Raw genomic sequence first — 15,303 nt, 5'->3', positions numbered from 1 at the left:
GAATGGGCGATCGCAACCAAGGTGTAAGGTGAATTACTGTACGTTGTCAAAGAAAGGCATCGCTGATTATAGACTGACCATGGCTGTCTTTTTGGAATTATTCCCATTCAAGCACGGGATAAATCAGATTGATGTTGCGCCGGTTGACCGCATTGAATAATTGCCAGCGAGCAGCTTCGCTGCTCGCTGCGCTATCCATCGTCTGTTCCATGCTGCGGCCTTGCTTGATGGCTTTGCGTACGTCATGCAGCAAGAGCTTGAGGTAGCGGGACTGGTTGTCCAAGGCGCCCTGAAAATCCTGCGTGACTGGGCCGTGCCCGGGGACTGCATGATGGATGCCTTGGAGTTGCTGTAGCTTTGCAATCGCTGACAGCCACCCCTTGATATCGCCGTCAATGGAAGGGGTGCGCTCGATGAAAAGCAGGTCGCCTGTCCATAAGGTGCCGGTTTGTTCATCCAGTACCGTAAGGTCGGTATTGGTATGGGCATTGGGGTATGCCGTCAACAGCAGCCTTCTCTCGCCAATATCCAGTTCCTGGGTGGATTCCACCAATTGGGTCGGTTGGACGATTTCGCTGCCCGAGAACTGTGCTCCAAGAAGCTTATGGCCTTGGCGCAAATAGGCATCGCTGCGCAAGGCCATGGCATTGGCGAGTTTGGCATGGCCGATAAAGACTGGATATTCCTGCTTGAAGGCTGCATTGCCAAAAATATGATCGGGATGGATATGGGTGTTGATCACATACAAAATGGGCAAGTTAGTGACCTTGCGAATTGAGGCGAGCAGGGCTTCCCCTACTCGCTTGCTGCCGCCAGTGTCAATGACGGCTACCCCTTTTGTGCCGATGACGAAGCCGATATTGCTGATATCCCCTTGGTATCCTTCATCCAGGTCAAGGTGGGCGCCTTGGTGCATATAGACCCCCAAGGCTACTTGCTGCATGGGCAGTGCCACCGGCGCGCTGTCGGCAGGGAGCATCCAGAGGGCGCTGGCGATGCACAACAGGAGCGTAAAATAATGGATGAGTCGGCGAGCCATAATGAGGAAACTGCAAAATTGCATGTTAAATGGGTATATACAATTCTGTAAACACCCTAATTGAACTTGAGAAGTATCGCGGCGTCTGAAACAATGCGTGTAAACGACAAAAACAATATTTTAAATACTATTGGAGAATGTATTATGCAATGCAAATTTGAGATAAAGCTCATGACGGCTGCGGCTGCGCTGGCGTTCTCGAGCTCCTTGCTCGCGGCGCCTTTTGCCTATTCCACCAATGAGAAATCGGGGACGATTTCAGTGATCGATACCCAGACCGACAAGGTCGTGGATACCTTCGATGCGGGCAAGAAGCCCCGCGGTGCCGCCATCACCAAGGACGGCAAATACATTTTCGTGAGCGACCAGAAGCAAAACGCCCTGCTGGTCATTGATCTTAAGACCAAGAAAGTGACTGACAAGATCAAGCTCGAAGAGTCGCCGGAAGGCGTGGGCATCTCACACGACGGCAAATGGATTTCGGCAGCCAACGAAGAAGACAACAGCGTGGCCGTGATCGATACCAGCACCCATAAGGTAAGCTACATCGTGCAGATGCAGGGCAAAAACCCTGAACATGCCGAATTCAGCCCCGATGGCAAATGGATGTACGTCAGCGCTGAAGAAGCCAAGTATGTCGATATCGTCGATGTTGCGAAGCGCGCTTCCATCAAGTTAGTAGAAGTCGGCGAACGTCCGCGCGGTATCGGCTTCCTGCCGGACAGCTCGCGCGCTTATGTCGCCAATGAGGCGGCAGGCAACGTATCTGTTTTCGATACCAGCAAGCACGAAGTCATTGCGACGATTCCAGTAGGTCAACGCTCCAATGGCGTCCAAGTGCTCCCTAACGGCAAGAAAGTGTATATCTCGAATGGCGGGGACGGCAGCCTGTCCGTGATCGATACCGCCACCAATAAAGTGACAGCTACCATTCCGGTCGGCAAGCGTCCATGGAACATGGCCTTGACCCCGGACGGCAGGAAGCTGTATGTCGCCAATGGTAAATCCAACTCGGTGACGGTCGTCGACACCGTCGCTGACAAGGCGCTGAAGGAAATCCCGGTTGGGGATACTCCATGGGGCGTATTCGTCCATTAGCCATTGTTGATTGACCCTGGCCCCTGCATCTGCCACTGCTTGGCAAATGCAGGGGCTGTTTAGGCTGGAATGACCATGAATAACCCCAACAGGTATACCAAGGTGGCAATCACGCTACATTGGCTGATTGCGATCGCCATACTCTTCCTGTTTGCGCTTGGTTGGTATATGAACGAGCTTCCCCGCGGCGGAGACAAAGTCACAAGCATTGATCTCTTCGACTTGGGAGCTTATACCTGGCAACTTGCCGAGGCGGCCACCCCCCGCACCTTTTATTTCAATTTGCACAAATCAATCGGTTTCACCGTGCTTCTGCTGGTCGGCCTCAGGCTGTATTGGCGGCTGATGCACCGGCCGCCAGCCTTGCCCGACTCGATGAAGCGTTGGGAGAAAGCAGTGGCCCACGGCACCCATCATCTGCTGTATCTCATGATGGTATTGATGCCTGCGAGCGGGCTGTTGACTACGCTATATAGCAAATACGGCCTGCATTGGTTTTCCGTCCCGGTATTGCCAGGCTTGGACAACGCCGGACTGCGGGATTTCTTTGTGGCGGCGCACGAGATCTCTGCCGCAATACTGATTACTTTGATCGGCCTGCATATTGCAGCTGCGCTCAAGCATCAATTTATCGACAAGGACAATATCCTGAAGCGGATGTCATTTTAACTAAAGCTTATTGATCATCTTGTTGTTACATCTTGCGTAACAGCGTGCCTAATATGAAAACACCCTCAGGATAATAGTCCTGAGGGTGTTTTTTCATGGTGGCCAGCATTATCTGGACCGCCTGTTTGCAGATACCTGGGTACTTACTTTATCCCGCCCACATACCGCTTAACCTTGAAATGATGCTTAGGATGCGTCACATACACAAACTTCTTCCCGGCATTGCGATCTGCACTCACCCCACTCGTATCGATACGGTTCACATTAAAGTGATGCCTAAAGTGAGGACGATTGTTACGCGACTGCACCACCTCCTTATGCGTAATCACCGCTTCGGATTCCGCCACACGTGCATCGGTAGCCAGGCGGCTGGGATTAATTGTTGCCGCGGCCAACACCTGCTGATCGAACAGCGCTGCATTATGTTCCTCTGCCTGGGCAAAAGAAGCCCAGGAAGCCGCAAGCGCCACACTCGCTATCACCACAGTCTTATTCATCATCATCGTCTCCAAATAGTGAATTAATATTTTGTCTTGCAATGGTGCTCATCCTACTAGACGAAGATCGCAAGAAAAACATACTATTCTCTGATCAATACTTCGGATTTTTCGAAGGGTTAAGTTCGGTAGTAAAGGTGATTGCATGTGAAAAGCAAAAGGGATGCTGCAATCACAGCATCCCTTTCTATTTGAAGATGAGGTCAGTAAAGCTTAGAAGATATAAGTCGCGTTAAGCCCTAACAACCAGTTGCGGCCAGCGGCAGGCTCATAGAAGCGGCTATTGCTGTCATTGACGCGGATGGAGCCGATGTATTCCTTGTCGAAAATGTTTTCTACGCGTACGTACTCGCTGAAGCGCCAGTTCTGCAGTTTCTGTTGCAGTCCTGCGCGAATATTGAAGATGGTGTAGGAGCCTGCAGTGTCAGTGTTGGTGTCGTTGACATAAACCTTGCTGTTATGGCGAGCTTCGAATGCCGTATTAAAGCCGCTAGCCTGGTGTTTCCAGGCAATTTCACCATAAAGTTGGGTGCGGTATGTGCCTGGTAAGTAATTTCCTGACTCAATCGTGTTGTTGAGCGCGTTGGTATAAGTGGAATCAAATTTAGCATTTAATAGCGTATAAGAGCCAAATAATGAAATATTATTAGCAAATCTCGATTCCACAGATAACTCTGCGCCATGGCGCTTTGTTTTTCCGGCATTAGTATAGGTGGCACGGCCAAAAAGCGAGTCTTGTGCAACAATCTCATCATCGGTAAGTGTTTTAAAAACGGTTAAGTTCGCTGTTGTGTTATTGCCAATAATCGCTTTGGTGCCAATTTCAAAGTTACGACTCTCACTTGGCTTGAGATTCAGATTAGGACCACTTGTGGCGGCTGTGGTGGCATATGCCGCCTCGACAAAAGTTGGTGTTTCAAAACCTTTGCCATAGTTGGCATATATATTCCATATTGGAGTGACTTTCCAAACCGCTCCAATGACAGGGGTGGTTTTTTCATAAGTCACCTTTCCGCCATTGTCTCCTCCAACGGATAAAAGGTTATCATTGATTTCCAATGTGACTTTGGTGCGCCTTGCGCCTAAGTGTAAATCCAGGTTGTCCAAGACCGACCATTGCGCCTGAATGTATTTGTCAGAGTTAGTCGCTATGTTTTCCTCGTCGCGATTCATTCTGCCAGCATCTGTACGCTTTATCCCATTGTATGCGTTGATGTCTGAGCGAGCATCGTTCATTTTTCCATACGACAGGCCAAGGCTGATTTGATATGGGCGATCAAGCAAGTTTCCCTTGTTGCTCCAACGGAGATCTGTTCCCCAAAATTCGCGGTCAATAATGCTGGCACGACCAGCCCAACGTCCCTGAATATCTGCACTTTGGCTTGTGGAAAGATATTGTTCATTTTTTCGGCTGCCGACATAGGAGATTAGGTTAAGGGAGTTGTTTTCATTTATCTTATGCTCAAGATTAAAACCGACCTGAGTCTGGCTGCGAGAAACTCGCGTATTGGCTCCCAAGGCGTTAGGGGCTGCTTGTTTTCTATCTGCACGAAATTCGTCTCTGGTTAGGCCAATGGGATCATCTGCCTCTTGATCGAACCAATTGATCAAGGTGGTGAGCCTGGTATCCTCATTCAAGTTGAAGCGGAATTTGGCGGTGCCTTGTTCTTTTTTGTTACGGCTGTGGTCGCGGTAGCCGTCAGAGGAGTAATTGCTGTAGTTGATCAGATACTCCAAGCCGTCTGCAGTGCCTGCAGCACGCACGTTCTCGCGGCGGGTATCATAGCTGCCGAATAATACGCCAGCAGATAACTCGTGGCCTGCCGGTGCATTTTCCGTCAGCAGTTGTACGACGCCGCCGGATGAGTTCCCATACAGGGCGGAGAACGGGCCGCGCATGACTTCAATGCCTTGCATGGCGCCCAGGTCAACGCTGCCAGGTTGTCCACTGCCATCTGGGTACGTCAAGGGAATGCCGTCTACATACACACGCACTCCGCGCACGCCAAACGCAGAGCGGGCGCCAAAGCCACGACTGGATATTTGCGGGTCTTGCGCCATTTGGGTACGGTTCTGCGCAGTGATGCCCGGAACGCGGATCAGGCTTTCGGACAAGGTCATTTGCGGCAGGCCGTTCTGGATGTTTTCCTTGCCGACCACGTCAATGGCCACTGGCAGGTCGAAGCTACGCTGTGCTGCGCGGGTGGCCGTCACGACAACCGGGGAGATGACTTGAAGGTCATCCTTGTTTTCTTCCGTGGCGTCTTCTGCCAGCGCGGTGCTACTGCAGCATACGCTTAGTACGGCGAGTGGAATGAGTTTGAGGTGAAACCTGGAATGATGCATGCTGACTCCCCGACGATGCTTTTAAACTGTTTTATGAGCAGGCGAGCATAGGTGAAAGCGAGCGGTTTGACCATCAAGATAATCATGAATTTGCACCGGAACCTTGCCCGGTCAGGAAGTTCTGCAAAGTGCTTGCGGTGGGCAGGTGAAGTAAAAGGCCGCGTTGGCGGACCGTCAGGCTGGCACTGGCGCAGCCATATTGCAAGGCGGTATTGATGGTTTGGCCTTGTAGCAGGCTGGCAAGCAATGCGCTGGCAAAAGCATCGCCTGCGCCGATGCTATCAACAGCATCGGCGTGAAATCCTGCTTGCCCATAGGTAGTGCTGTCTTCCAGGATGGCGGCTACACCTTGGCCGCCCAATGTGATGATGAGCGATTTGCCAGGAAAATGCCGGTTAAAGCGCATGGCGTCCAGCCATGCGAGTGCGGCTTCACAGGAAGTGAAGTTTTCTGGTGCGCCATTCAGCCATGCCTGCGCCTCGGCCTGGTTCATGATGAGCACATCGGTAAGCGCGAGCAGCTTGGCGCTGATGTCACGGTAGGGAGATGGATTGAGAACCGTCATGCGGCCTGCGGCATGTGCGATCTTGAAGGCTGCCAAGATAGCGGCGTCAGGCAGTTCAAAGGACGAGTAGGCGAGGTCGGCCTGCTGGATGGATGCTGTTTGCTGCTGGATATGCGTTTCGCCAAGCAGGGCATTGGCGCCGGGATGAACGATGATTTGATTCTGCCCTTGCGCATCGATCAGCGCGACGCCTTGACCATTGTATTCGGCAGTCACAGCGCAAGCGAGATGGTTGAGCTGCCATTGCGACAATATGTCCTGGTATTGCTGTTGTGATGACGGATGGCGGCCGCAGGGCATAATGCCGTTAACGGATATTCCTAGTTTGTGCAGGCCGATCAGGACATTCAGCCCCTTGCCGCCGGTTTCGCAGTAAAAGTCATCTGCTTGCCATGATTCGCCAGGGGCCGGGAAGCGGCGCACGAAATAGATATGCGCGATCATGAGGCTGGCAAGCACGTAAGCATTCGAGGCTCTAGGTTTGAAGCTTGCCAGCATGAGGTTTCACCCTTTCATCTTGACCCGGTAGGCATACGCGTCGCCGCGGAATGTGCCTTCCACATATTCCAGCAGGATGCCATCCTGTGAATAGCTGCGGCGCTTGATCAGCAGGCAAGGCTGGGGGAAGCTGAAGCCGAATGCCTGGTTTTCGATGTCATTGGAAAGTACGGCTTCTACTGTCTGTTCACACCAGGCCAGGTGGTACTGGCATTGCTGGTTGATCGCCTGGTAGATGGAGCCCTGCAAGTCGGCGGATGCGAGTTCCGGCAGGTGGTGCAGGTTATACCAGGCGATTTCGTGGGAGAGCGGTTTGTCGTCCCCGTAGCGGATGCGCTCCAGCTTGAGGAGGGGCGTGTTGGAGTTGAGGCCGAACATGGAAGCCATGCCCCGGTCATTGACGATGGATCGTTCCAGGATGCGCGTGGAAGGCGTCATGCCCAGCTCGTGCATTTCATCAGTGAAGCCGCGCAGCTTGAACATGTGGGTGTCGAGCCGTCCAGGAGTGAGCACGGTAGTGCCGCCCTTGCGGTTGCTGGTGATGAGCTTGCGGTTGCGCAATTCCATGTAGCTGCGCTTGATGGTGATTTTGCTGACGCCGAGCGCTTCCGAGAAGGCGGTCTCGGTGGGCAGTTGCGTGCCTGGCTTGAGTTCCTGCTGCAATATCAGGGATTCGAGCTGCTGATATAGCTGTGCGTAGAGCGGGTCGGCTGCATTCTTGTCCAATGTAATCAAGTTGGTGATGGAGGCTACATTAGCTTTAGTGTTTTTCAATGGGGGCACGCATCAGTCCTACAAAAAATCCAATGGCATATTAACTTCCACTTTGGCGGGAGCTCAACAGGAATATGCAAGTACAATGCCAATATAAATATACCTATAAAAATATAATAACATTGGCTTCCTTTATTCTTCATCCCGAGAGCAGGCGAAAGGGCATGGTGCAATACAAGCTGATATTCCAGGGGAGAGAGAAGTGAGATTGGAGAAGGTGGGGCGAAAGTCGAATTCGAATACCTTGAAAGGCTGAGCTAAGCCGCCATATGCTCACGCGTTATCCTGTCATGGGATGGCGCGCTTACAAAATCCCTTCCATCACTTGAACCTGGACTTCCGCACCGGCGGGCAAGTCGCCTACATAGTCATCCAACACGATAAAGCAATTGGCTTCGGACATGGAGCGCAGGATGCCCGACCCCTGGTTGCCGGTAGGACGCACTTGCCATACTCCTGACGGATCGGCAAACAGGATGCCTCGCTTGAACTCTGTGCGGCCTGCCAGTTTGCGTATAGGCTCGGTACAAGTGGCTTTCAGCAATGGCAGCGGTGGCACCGGGTTTTGTCCCATCAGGCATAGCAAGGCATCGCGGACAAACTGGTAAAAGGTGACCATGACAGAGACGGGGTTGCCTGGCAGCCCGAAGTAGTGCGCTTCTCCCACCTTGCCGTAGGCCAGCGGTCGGCCGGGTTTCATGGCAATTTTCCAGAATACGACCTGGCCAAGCTTCTCCAATAGCTGTTTTATGAAGTCGGCCTCGCCAACGGAAACGCCCCCGCTGGTCAGGATGACGTCTGCCTGCGAAGACGCCTGGACCAGCGTTTGTTCCAAGACTGCCGGATCATCAGGGACGACTCCCATGTCAGTGATTTCCACGCCCAGGTTTTCCAGCATGCCGTGCAGGGTATAGCGGTTGCTGTCGTATATTTGCCCCTCGCCCAATGGCTTGCCAATGCTCACCAGTTCGTCTCCTGTCGAGAAGAAGGCGACTTTGAGCTTGCGGTAGACCAAGACTTCGCCAATGCCGAGAGATGCGATCAGGCCGATATCCGCAGGGCGCAGCCTGCGTCCTTTTTCCAGTACGGCATGGCCGGCCTTGAGATCTTCGCCGGCATAGCGTACGTTCGCCTGTGGGGCGGGCGGCTCGAGCATGGTCATGATCTCACCGGAAACCTGGGTGCGTTCCTGCATGATGACGGTGTCCGTACCTTCCGGGACGAGCGCCCCCGTCATGATGCGGATGCATTCGCCGGCCTTCACTGTTCCCGGAAATGGCTTGCCTGCATACGCGGTGCCGACGATCTTCAAGGAGGCGGTATTGAGGTCGCGGCTGTGAAGGGCGAACCCGTCCATGGCCGAGTTGTCGTGACCGGGGACATTCAGCGGCGAGACGATACTGGCGGCGAGTACGCGTCCGCGAGCGGCTTTCAACGGCAATGTTTCTGTTGCGCTGACCGGGTTGAGAAAATTGCGGATGAATTTCCGTGCCTGCTCGACCGGCATGGAGTTGGGGTCGTAATCATCCTGGCAGCTGATGAGCTGGTTCAATGAGGGCTGCATGCTCATGGTGTCAAATCCTTCATCCAGTGCGCGATGAAGTCGGCAATCGCTTCCGGGTTATTTAAATCCAATGTCGGCACTGCCGCTGCACTGAGCGGAGCGTCCGCCGCCACAGCGATGATGCTGTCGTCCCCTGGTGCCAGCAGCGGGTAGCCCAGGCTGGGGCGGTGGATCTCGATCTTGTCTATTTCTGCCTGTTTGAAGCCTTCGACCAGCACGAGGTCGATGACGCTGTCATCAAGCTGGGGAAGCAGCTCTGAGAGCTCTATAGTGGTGCTTTGCCGCTCGGGAATGCGCTGGCGTTCCGTCATCAACGCCCAGCGGATATCCGAGCCTACCAATGTCTGGACGGCGCCTGCTTCACGCAAGCGGTAGCTATCCTTGCCTGGCTTGTCGACATCGAATTTGTGGTGCGCATGCTTGACGACTGACAAGCGCAAGCCGCGCGCTGTCAGCACCGGAATTAGGCGGGTGAGCAATGTCGTTTTGCCCGACCCGCTGCCGTAGGCGCAAAAGCCCAATACTGGGCGGGTGAATGCGGCGGTGCTCACGCTGCCTGTTCCAGCCCGCGCAGCTCTTCAGGAGTATTGATGTTGGTGAAGGCGAGGGCCTGGTCCGTGAAAGAGACTTCGATACTGTCGAGCTCGGCGATCCAGTCTGCCATTTTGCGCTCGCCGCGTTCAAGAAACTGCCCCAAGCTGGGGAGCAGTGCGCGGCGGCACAGGCTGAAGACGGGGTGGGCTTGTTTGCCGGTTTTTGCAACGGCGATATCCGCATCACGCTCTATCAAGGCATTCATCAAGCGCTTTGCCAGGCTGGGCGGCAACAAGGGGGAATCGCACGGCACTGTGAGGATGTAAGGGTGTTGCGCGTGCTGCATGCCCGCATGCAAGCCGGCCAATGGGCCGGCAAAGCCGCTGATTTCATCCTCGATGACGCGGTAGCCCAATTGGTTGTAACGCTCGATCTCTCTATTGGCATTGACCAGTACTTCGTCCACTTGCGGGGCAAGACGCCGTAATACATGCGCGACCATGGGCTGGCCGTTGAATTCCACCAAGCCCTTGTCTGCGCCTCCCATGCGCTTGCCTTTGCCGCCTGCAAGTACGATACCTGTAATACTCATATGCTTTGGCCCGATATTGGAGTGCCGTGAAGCGATGCCAATAAATCCGGTTGATTTGAAATGTAAAATTCTACTTTATTTTCCGTCGCTGCTACAGCGGGACAATGCCGTAAGGGCGCCAGCATGGTCAACCGCCCGTCTGTGACATGAAGCGGATGACGGAGGGTGCCTGGCGACGCAGGTCAAAGTCATGTCCCTTTGGTTTGACCTGCATGGAGGCAAGAATGGCTTCTCTCAAGGGCTGGTCGTCATTGGGATATTCACGTAGCAAGGGCATGAGGTCCACTTTGTTTTCCTGTCCCAGGCAGAGGTAAAGCTCGCCCTTGCAGGTAATGCGCACGCGATTGCATGCTTCGCAGAAATTGTGGCTGTGCGGCGAGATGAAGCCGACGCGGGTGTCGGTATGGGCAACCCGCCAATACCGCGCTGGACCGCCTGTGGTTTCCGTACTGCTGACCAGCGGGAAGTGGGTCCGCAGCAGCTTGAGGGTGGCTTGATTGCTGATATAGGTGTCGCCACGGCTGTGGTCGACCTCGCCCAATGGCATTTCCTCGATGAAGGCGACATCCAGACCTTGTTGGATTGCGAACTCCAACAGCGGGACGGCTTCCGTATCGTTGAAGCCGCGCATGAGGACGATATTGAGCTTGATATTGGCGAAGCCTGCATCCTTGGCTGCCTGGATGCCGCGCAGCACCTTGTTGAGGTCCCCGACCCGCGTGATTTTGCGGAAGCGCTCGGGATCAAGGCTATCCATGCTGATGTTGATGCGGTTCAGCCCGGCTTGCTTCAGGTCGTGGGCGTAATGCTCCAACTGCGAGCCGTTGGTGGTCATGGTCAGTTCGCGCAACCCGGGAAGGCGGCCGATTTCCTCGAAAAGGGAAAGCGCATTTTTACGCACTAGCGGTTCGCCGCCGGTAATGCGCACTTTGCTCACACCCAGGGAAACGAAGGTTTTGACCAGGCGAGCGCATTCCTCTAAGGTCAGTACCTCTTCACGTGGCAGGAAGTTCATGTCTTCGCCCATGCAATAGACGCAACGGAAGTCGCAGCGGTCTGTGATCGACAGGCGTATATAGTCCACATGACGGCCGAACTGGTCGATCAACTGGGGAGTGTGGGCGATGGCAGACATTGAGCAGCTATTCAGGCCTGGCATGGATGCGATAAGATGCGTGGATTGTAAGTCCTTCAGTCAATACAAACAATAATATTTGAAGACTGTGATATGACTCCGGTGAGAGGTGAAAATTCCATATGAGTGCAATCAGTATCAAGATTCGCCTGCCATATCAACACTTGGTCGCCATTGGGCCCGGCAAGGCCGATTTGCTGGAGGCAATAGACAAAAGCGGCTCGATATCAGCAGGCGCCCGGGCTATGGGGATGTCTTATAAACGCGCCTGGGATCTGGTCGATGCCATGAATAAAAGCTTTCGCGAGCCGCTGGTGGCAACGGCGACGGGCGGAAGCCATGGCGGTGGCGCGAAGGTGACGCCGTTTGGCCAGGATGTGCTGGCACGCTATCGCGCGATGGAGGCCAAGGCCAGCCACAGCATCGCCCAGGACGCACAGGCGCTGGCTTCCTTGTTGCTGCCGCGTTAAGGTTGCTTGGTACTTTCATCCTCTTCCACTGATACGCTGGCGTGACGCGTAAACAGCCGGAAGCTCTCGCGCCTGTCCAATGCGCGGTTGCCGGACCATGCCAATTGCCAGCCCTCGCCTGGCGTCAGGTTGGGGTGGCGGCTGTCCTCCTGTACCAGATAAAGGTCACAGGCCGGATTGTGCCTTTGCGGCGCGCTTTGTGGCTGTATGGCCAGGCCGGTATAGTAGTCAAGCAGCGCAGTCTGCGCGGCTCCTATGCCGTAACTGTTGATGCAGGCGTACTGCGCGGGCATGGCTGCATTGAGTTCCTTGAAGACATTCTTATAGCTGCGCGCGTTGTCTATCCATGGCAGCCATAGCGTCATCAGGAGCCCCCATGCCATTGTCATGCCGACTGCCCAGTTGGTCAGTGCGCCGCGGTTCGAGCGTTTGCTGTTCGAAATCACGAATAACCAGATGACCGTAACAGTCAAGGCTGCAGCCAATGCCAGGATATTCAGGTGCGCTTCCTGGGTGGCGGCAAGAAATTGCATGCGTTCGGCGATCTTGGCCGGTGTGCCTGTCAACATGGCAAACCAGCCCAGCCAGACCAGCGAGCCTAGCAGGCCGAACAGCAGCAAGCCAAACCAGTCCAATGCGCCGGCCGCTCCGCGCTTCAATGTCTCGACACTGCCGCCAGCCAATGCAGCCAGCGGTAGCAACAGCGGCAGGATATGGATTTCGCGGCGTTCGAACCCGATGCCGATGATCAAGAAACTGGCTGCAAAAAACACCAGCAGCAACTGCATTTTGGGTTTAGTGAGCAATACAGCCCGGTAACGCCACGCGCCCCATGCCGCAATTGGCAGTGCCGGCCAGGAATACCAGAGCAGGGTACGCAGGATATAAGGATAATTGACAGTGCTGGAACCGTTGATGCTGTTCTGCCACCAGATACTGAATTGAGCAGGCTCGGCATCGAATAGCAGCCATGGCCAGATGAAGAGCCATGGACTGGCCGCCAGCAGGCTTAATGCAGACACAATGGCAAAGCTCTTGCTGCGCCATTGGTTGAACAGGATGGGCAAGAACAACATGGTCGACAGGACAATGAGGGCGCTGGCCGGGCCCGTGGCAAGAAAGCTGATCCCTATGCCTGATCCCAGTAACGCTGACGCCCTTAGCGGGCGGCGCTTGGCAAGCGCCAGGGCATACAGCGCCATGGACAATCCGGCCAGCGAGGCGACTTGCGGCATCAACAGGTGGGAGGATGCAATCAGGCCGATGGAGGCAATGAAGATGAAGGTGATCTGGCGACCGATACCGACGCCCCACAGCTCTCGTCCCAGCATGCCAATCATGAGCAAGGTGATGGTCATCCAGATGCTGTTGATCAACCTGGCGGCGTCATGCAAGGGCAGGATGGATGAAAGCAGTTTGCCGCTACCCGCAGCGCTCCAGTAATACAGCGGCGGGTATTCTATGGTTTGCTGCCCTGCGGCAACCGGGGCGAGCAGCCCCTTGCCTTGCGTCATGTTTTTGACGATGCTGATGGCTTGCGCTTCGTCTGGCTTCCAGGGTTCATGTCCAACCAATCCCAGGAATATCCATGCAATGCAAAGCAAGATCAGCAGATGTGTCTTGGCACGCTCCCCCACATGCGCGCGAGGGGTTGCCAGGTGTGCTTGCCAATCGTGCTCAAGCTCGAATGCCATGAATATCCTTTAGTCTTTGTTCGGGAATACCTATACATTTTAATCGCCAGGCAATTGTATGGAAAACAAAAAAGGCAGCCCAGGCTGCCTTTTTGCCACAACATACAATCCCGTTGGATTACATGCCGTATTTCTGGCGGAACTTCTCAACACGGCCAGCAGTATCGAGAATCTTCTGCTTGCCAGTATAGAATGGGTGGGATTGGGAAGAAACTTCAATCTTGACCAGTGGATATTCCTTGCCGTCCGTCCACTTGATGGTTTCTTTCGCAGCGATAGTGGAGCGTGTCAAGAAGCTGAAATCAGCACCGATGTCCTGAAATACAACTTCGCGATATTCTGGGTGAATGCCAGGTTTCATAATGTTTTACCTCTATATTGCCGGTTTGTGCGGCGGGCCAGTGTAGGTTCCTGCCTAGCAGGAAAGTCGGCCATTATATTAAGCTTGTCAAGAAATTGCAAATTTCTCCAAGCCGTCTTTCCTTAGCTGCCGTTGGCGTTAGCCCCTGCGCATGGAGTCGAAGAAGTCGGCGTTGTTCTTGGTGGCCTTGAGTTTGTCCAGCAGGAATTCTATCGCTTCCAGGTCATCCATTGGATAGAGCAGTTTGCGCAATACCCATATCTTTTGCAGCACATCCTTCTCGATCAGCAGTTCTTCGCGGCGGGTGCCGGATTTGTTGACGTTGATGGCGGGGTAGATGCGTTTCTCGGCCATGCGGCGGTCGAGGTGAAGTTCGGAATTGCCGGTGCCCTTGAATTCTTCATAGATCACATCGTCCATGCGGGAGCCGGTATCCACCAGGGCCGTGCCGATGATGGTCAGGGAGCCGCCTTCTTCAATGTTGCGTGCGGCGCCGAAGAAGCGTTTGGGGCGTTGCAATGCATTGGCGTCCACACCCCCGGTCAGTACCTTGCCGGAAGCAGGGACTACCGTGTTGTAGGCGCGCGCCAGGCGGGTAATGGAGTCGAGCAGGATCACGACATCCTTCTTGTGCTCGACCAGGCGCTTGGCTTTTTCCAGCACCATTTCGGCGACCTGCACGTGGCGGGTCGCAGGTTCGTCGAAGGTGGAGGCAACGACCTCGCCCTTTACCGAGCGGGTCATTTCCGTGACTTCTTCCGGGCGTTCGTCGATCATGAGCACGATCAGGACGACGTCTGGATGGTTGGCGGTGATGGCGTGGGCAATATGCTGCATCATCACTGTTTTGCCTGATTTGGGGGGCGCCACGAGAAGCGCGCGCTGGCCCTTGCCTATCGGGGCGATCATGTCGATGACGCGCCCTGTGATGTTTTCTTCGCCACGGATGTCGCGTTCCAACACCAGCGGCTTGGTGGGGAACAGGGGCGTCAGGTTCTCGAACAGGATCTTGTGCTTGCTGTTCTCCGGCGCTTCGCCATTGACGCTGTCCACCTTGACCAGCGCAAAGTAGCGTTCGCCATCTTTCGGGGTGCGAATCTCGCCCTGGATTGTATCGCCGGTATGCAGGTTGAAACGGCGGATCTGCGAAGGGGAGACATAAATGTCGTCAGGCCCGGCAAGATAAGAGGTATCGGGCGAGCGCAGGAAACCGAAACCGTCTTGCAGGACTTCCAGGGTGCCATCGCCAAAGATGCTGTCGCCTTTCTTGGCCTTGTTCTTCAATATCGCAAAGATCAAGTCCTGTTTGCGCATGCGGCTTGCGCCTTCAATCTCGTTGGCGATCGCCATTTCGACTAGTTCGGTGACAGGGAGGTGCTTCAGGTCTGATAAATGCATATGGGAAGGCTCGTTGAAGATCGGATGTGCTGCAAAAACGGGGATTGTTTGAAGGATGACCGCCAGGTT

15 protein-coding genes are annotated in these 15,303 nt (G+C 54.4%); 3 read left to right on the top strand and 12 right to left on the bottom strand.

Going from position 1 to position 15,303, the window contains the following annotated elements; translation table 11 throughout:
• Nucleotides 1-97 precede the first annotated feature (97 nt).
• Nucleotides 98-1,039, bottom strand: coding sequence for a quinoprotein relay system zinc metallohydrolase 2 (locus ACWXTG_RS08525; protein WP_407997194.1), 942 nt, complete (start codon nt 1,037-1,039; stop codon nt 98-100).
• A 144-nt stretch (nt 1,040-1,183) separates the two neighbouring features.
• On the opposite strand from ACWXTG_RS08525, the gene ACWXTG_RS08520 reads away from it, so the two are divergent.
• Both ACWXTG_RS08520 and ACWXTG_RS08515 read left to right on the top strand, forming a co-directional pair.
• The gene (locus tag ACWXTG_RS08520; RefSeq protein ID WP_480219597.1) at nt 1,184-2,137 is read left to right on the top strand and encodes a beta-propeller fold lactonase family protein; all 954 of its coding nucleotides are present in this window, start codon (nt 1,184-1,186) and stop codon (nt 2,135-2,137) included.
• A 75-nt stretch (nt 2,138-2,212) separates the two neighbouring features.
• The gene (locus ACWXTG_RS08515) at nt 2,213-2,806 is read left to right on the top strand and encodes a cytochrome b (protein ID WP_480219596.1); all 594 of its coding nucleotides are present in this window, start codon (nt 2,213-2,215) and stop codon (nt 2,804-2,806) included.
• A 143-nt stretch (nt 2,807-2,949) separates the two neighbouring features.
• Here ACWXTG_RS08515 and ACWXTG_RS08510 read toward each other — a convergent pair whose 3' ends face one another.
• The 8 genes from ACWXTG_RS08510 to moaA all read right to left on the bottom strand — a co-directional run bounded on the left by ACWXTG_RS08510 (nt 2,950) and on the right by moaA (nt 11,311).
• A complete protein-coding gene (locus tag ACWXTG_RS08510) occupies nt 2,950-3,345 on the bottom strand; it encodes a hypothetical protein (protein WP_480219595.1) in 396 nt (131 codons plus the stop codon).
• A 171-nt stretch (nt 3,346-3,516) separates the two neighbouring features.
• Complete coding sequence (locus ACWXTG_RS08505; protein ID WP_480219594.1) at nt 3,517-5,649, bottom strand: TonB-dependent receptor family protein; 2,133 nt, start codon at nt 5,647-5,649, stop codon at nt 3,517-3,519.
• An 82-nt stretch (nt 5,650-5,731) separates the two neighbouring features.
• Nucleotides 5,732-6,712: a PfkB family carbohydrate kinase gene (locus tag ACWXTG_RS08500; RefSeq protein ID WP_480219593.1), complete on the bottom strand. Its 981-nt coding sequence runs from the start codon at nt 6,710-6,712 to the stop codon at nt 5,732-5,734.
• A 6-nt stretch (nt 6,713-6,718) separates the two neighbouring features.
• The gene (locus tag ACWXTG_RS08495; protein ID WP_407997200.1) at nt 6,719-7,486 is read right to left on the bottom strand and encodes a GntR family transcriptional regulator; all 768 of its coding nucleotides are present in this window, start codon (nt 7,484-7,486) and stop codon (nt 6,719-6,721) included.
• Nucleotides 7,487-7,790: 304 nt separating this feature from the next.
• A complete protein-coding gene (gene moeA, locus ACWXTG_RS08490; protein WP_480219592.1) occupies nt 7,791-9,056 on the bottom strand; it encodes a molybdopterin molybdotransferase MoeA in 1,266 nt (421 codons plus the stop codon).
• Nucleotides 9,053-9,601, bottom strand: coding sequence for a molybdopterin-guanine dinucleotide biosynthesis protein B (gene mobB / locus ACWXTG_RS08485; protein WP_407993107.1), 549 nt, complete (start codon nt 9,599-9,601; stop codon nt 9,053-9,055). Before mobB ends, moeA begins: the two co-directional genes overlap by 4 nt.
• Nucleotides 9,598-10,176 (bottom strand): molybdenum cofactor guanylyltransferase MobA, encoded by a 579-nt coding sequence (gene mobA, locus ACWXTG_RS08480; RefSeq protein WP_407993106.1) that lies wholly within the window; start codon nt 10,174-10,176, stop codon nt 9,598-9,600. The genes mobB and mobA overlap by 4 nt, the downstream gene beginning before the upstream one ends.
• Nucleotides 10,177-10,303: 127 nt before the next feature.
• Nucleotides 10,304-11,311: a GTP 3',8-cyclase MoaA gene (moaA, locus tag ACWXTG_RS08475; protein ID WP_480219591.1), complete on the bottom strand. Its 1,008-nt coding sequence runs from the start codon at nt 11,309-11,311 to the stop codon at nt 10,304-10,306.
• 122 nt (nt 11,312-11,433) lie between these two features.
• On the opposite strand from moaA, the gene ACWXTG_RS08470 reads away from it, so the two are divergent.
• Nucleotides 11,434-11,781 carry a winged helix-turn-helix domain-containing protein gene (locus ACWXTG_RS08470; RefSeq protein ID WP_309566209.1) on the top strand — a complete coding sequence of 116 codons (348 nt, stop codon included), beginning with the start codon at nt 11,434-11,436 and terminating at the stop codon, nt 11,779-11,781.
• On the opposite strand, the gene ACWXTG_RS08465 is transcribed toward ACWXTG_RS08470, so the two are convergent.
• The 3 genes from ACWXTG_RS08465 to rho all read right to left on the bottom strand — a co-directional run bounded on the left by ACWXTG_RS08465 (nt 11,778) and on the right by rho (nt 15,234).
• Complete coding sequence (locus ACWXTG_RS08465) at nt 11,778-13,475, bottom strand: ArnT family glycosyltransferase (protein WP_480219590.1); 1,698 nt, start codon at nt 13,473-13,475, stop codon at nt 11,778-11,780. The genes ACWXTG_RS08470 and ACWXTG_RS08465 overlap by 4 nt on opposite strands.
• A 118-nt stretch (nt 13,476-13,593) precedes the next feature.
• A complete protein-coding gene (locus tag ACWXTG_RS08460; protein WP_011480512.1) occupies nt 13,594-13,836 on the bottom strand; it encodes a type B 50S ribosomal protein L31 in 243 nt (80 codons plus the stop codon).
• A gap of 138 nt (nt 13,837-13,974) precedes the next feature.
• Nucleotides 13,975-15,234 carry a transcription termination factor Rho gene (gene rho / locus ACWXTG_RS08455; protein WP_230348981.1) on the bottom strand — a complete coding sequence of 420 codons (1,260 nt, stop codon included), beginning with the start codon at nt 15,232-15,234 and terminating at the stop codon, nt 13,975-13,977.
• Nucleotides 15,235-15,303: the final 69 nt, after the last annotated feature.

This window comes from Methylobacillus sp. DLP286 (genome assembly GCF_056636515.1).
This window is presented reverse-complemented; position numbering and strand designations above follow the sequence as displayed.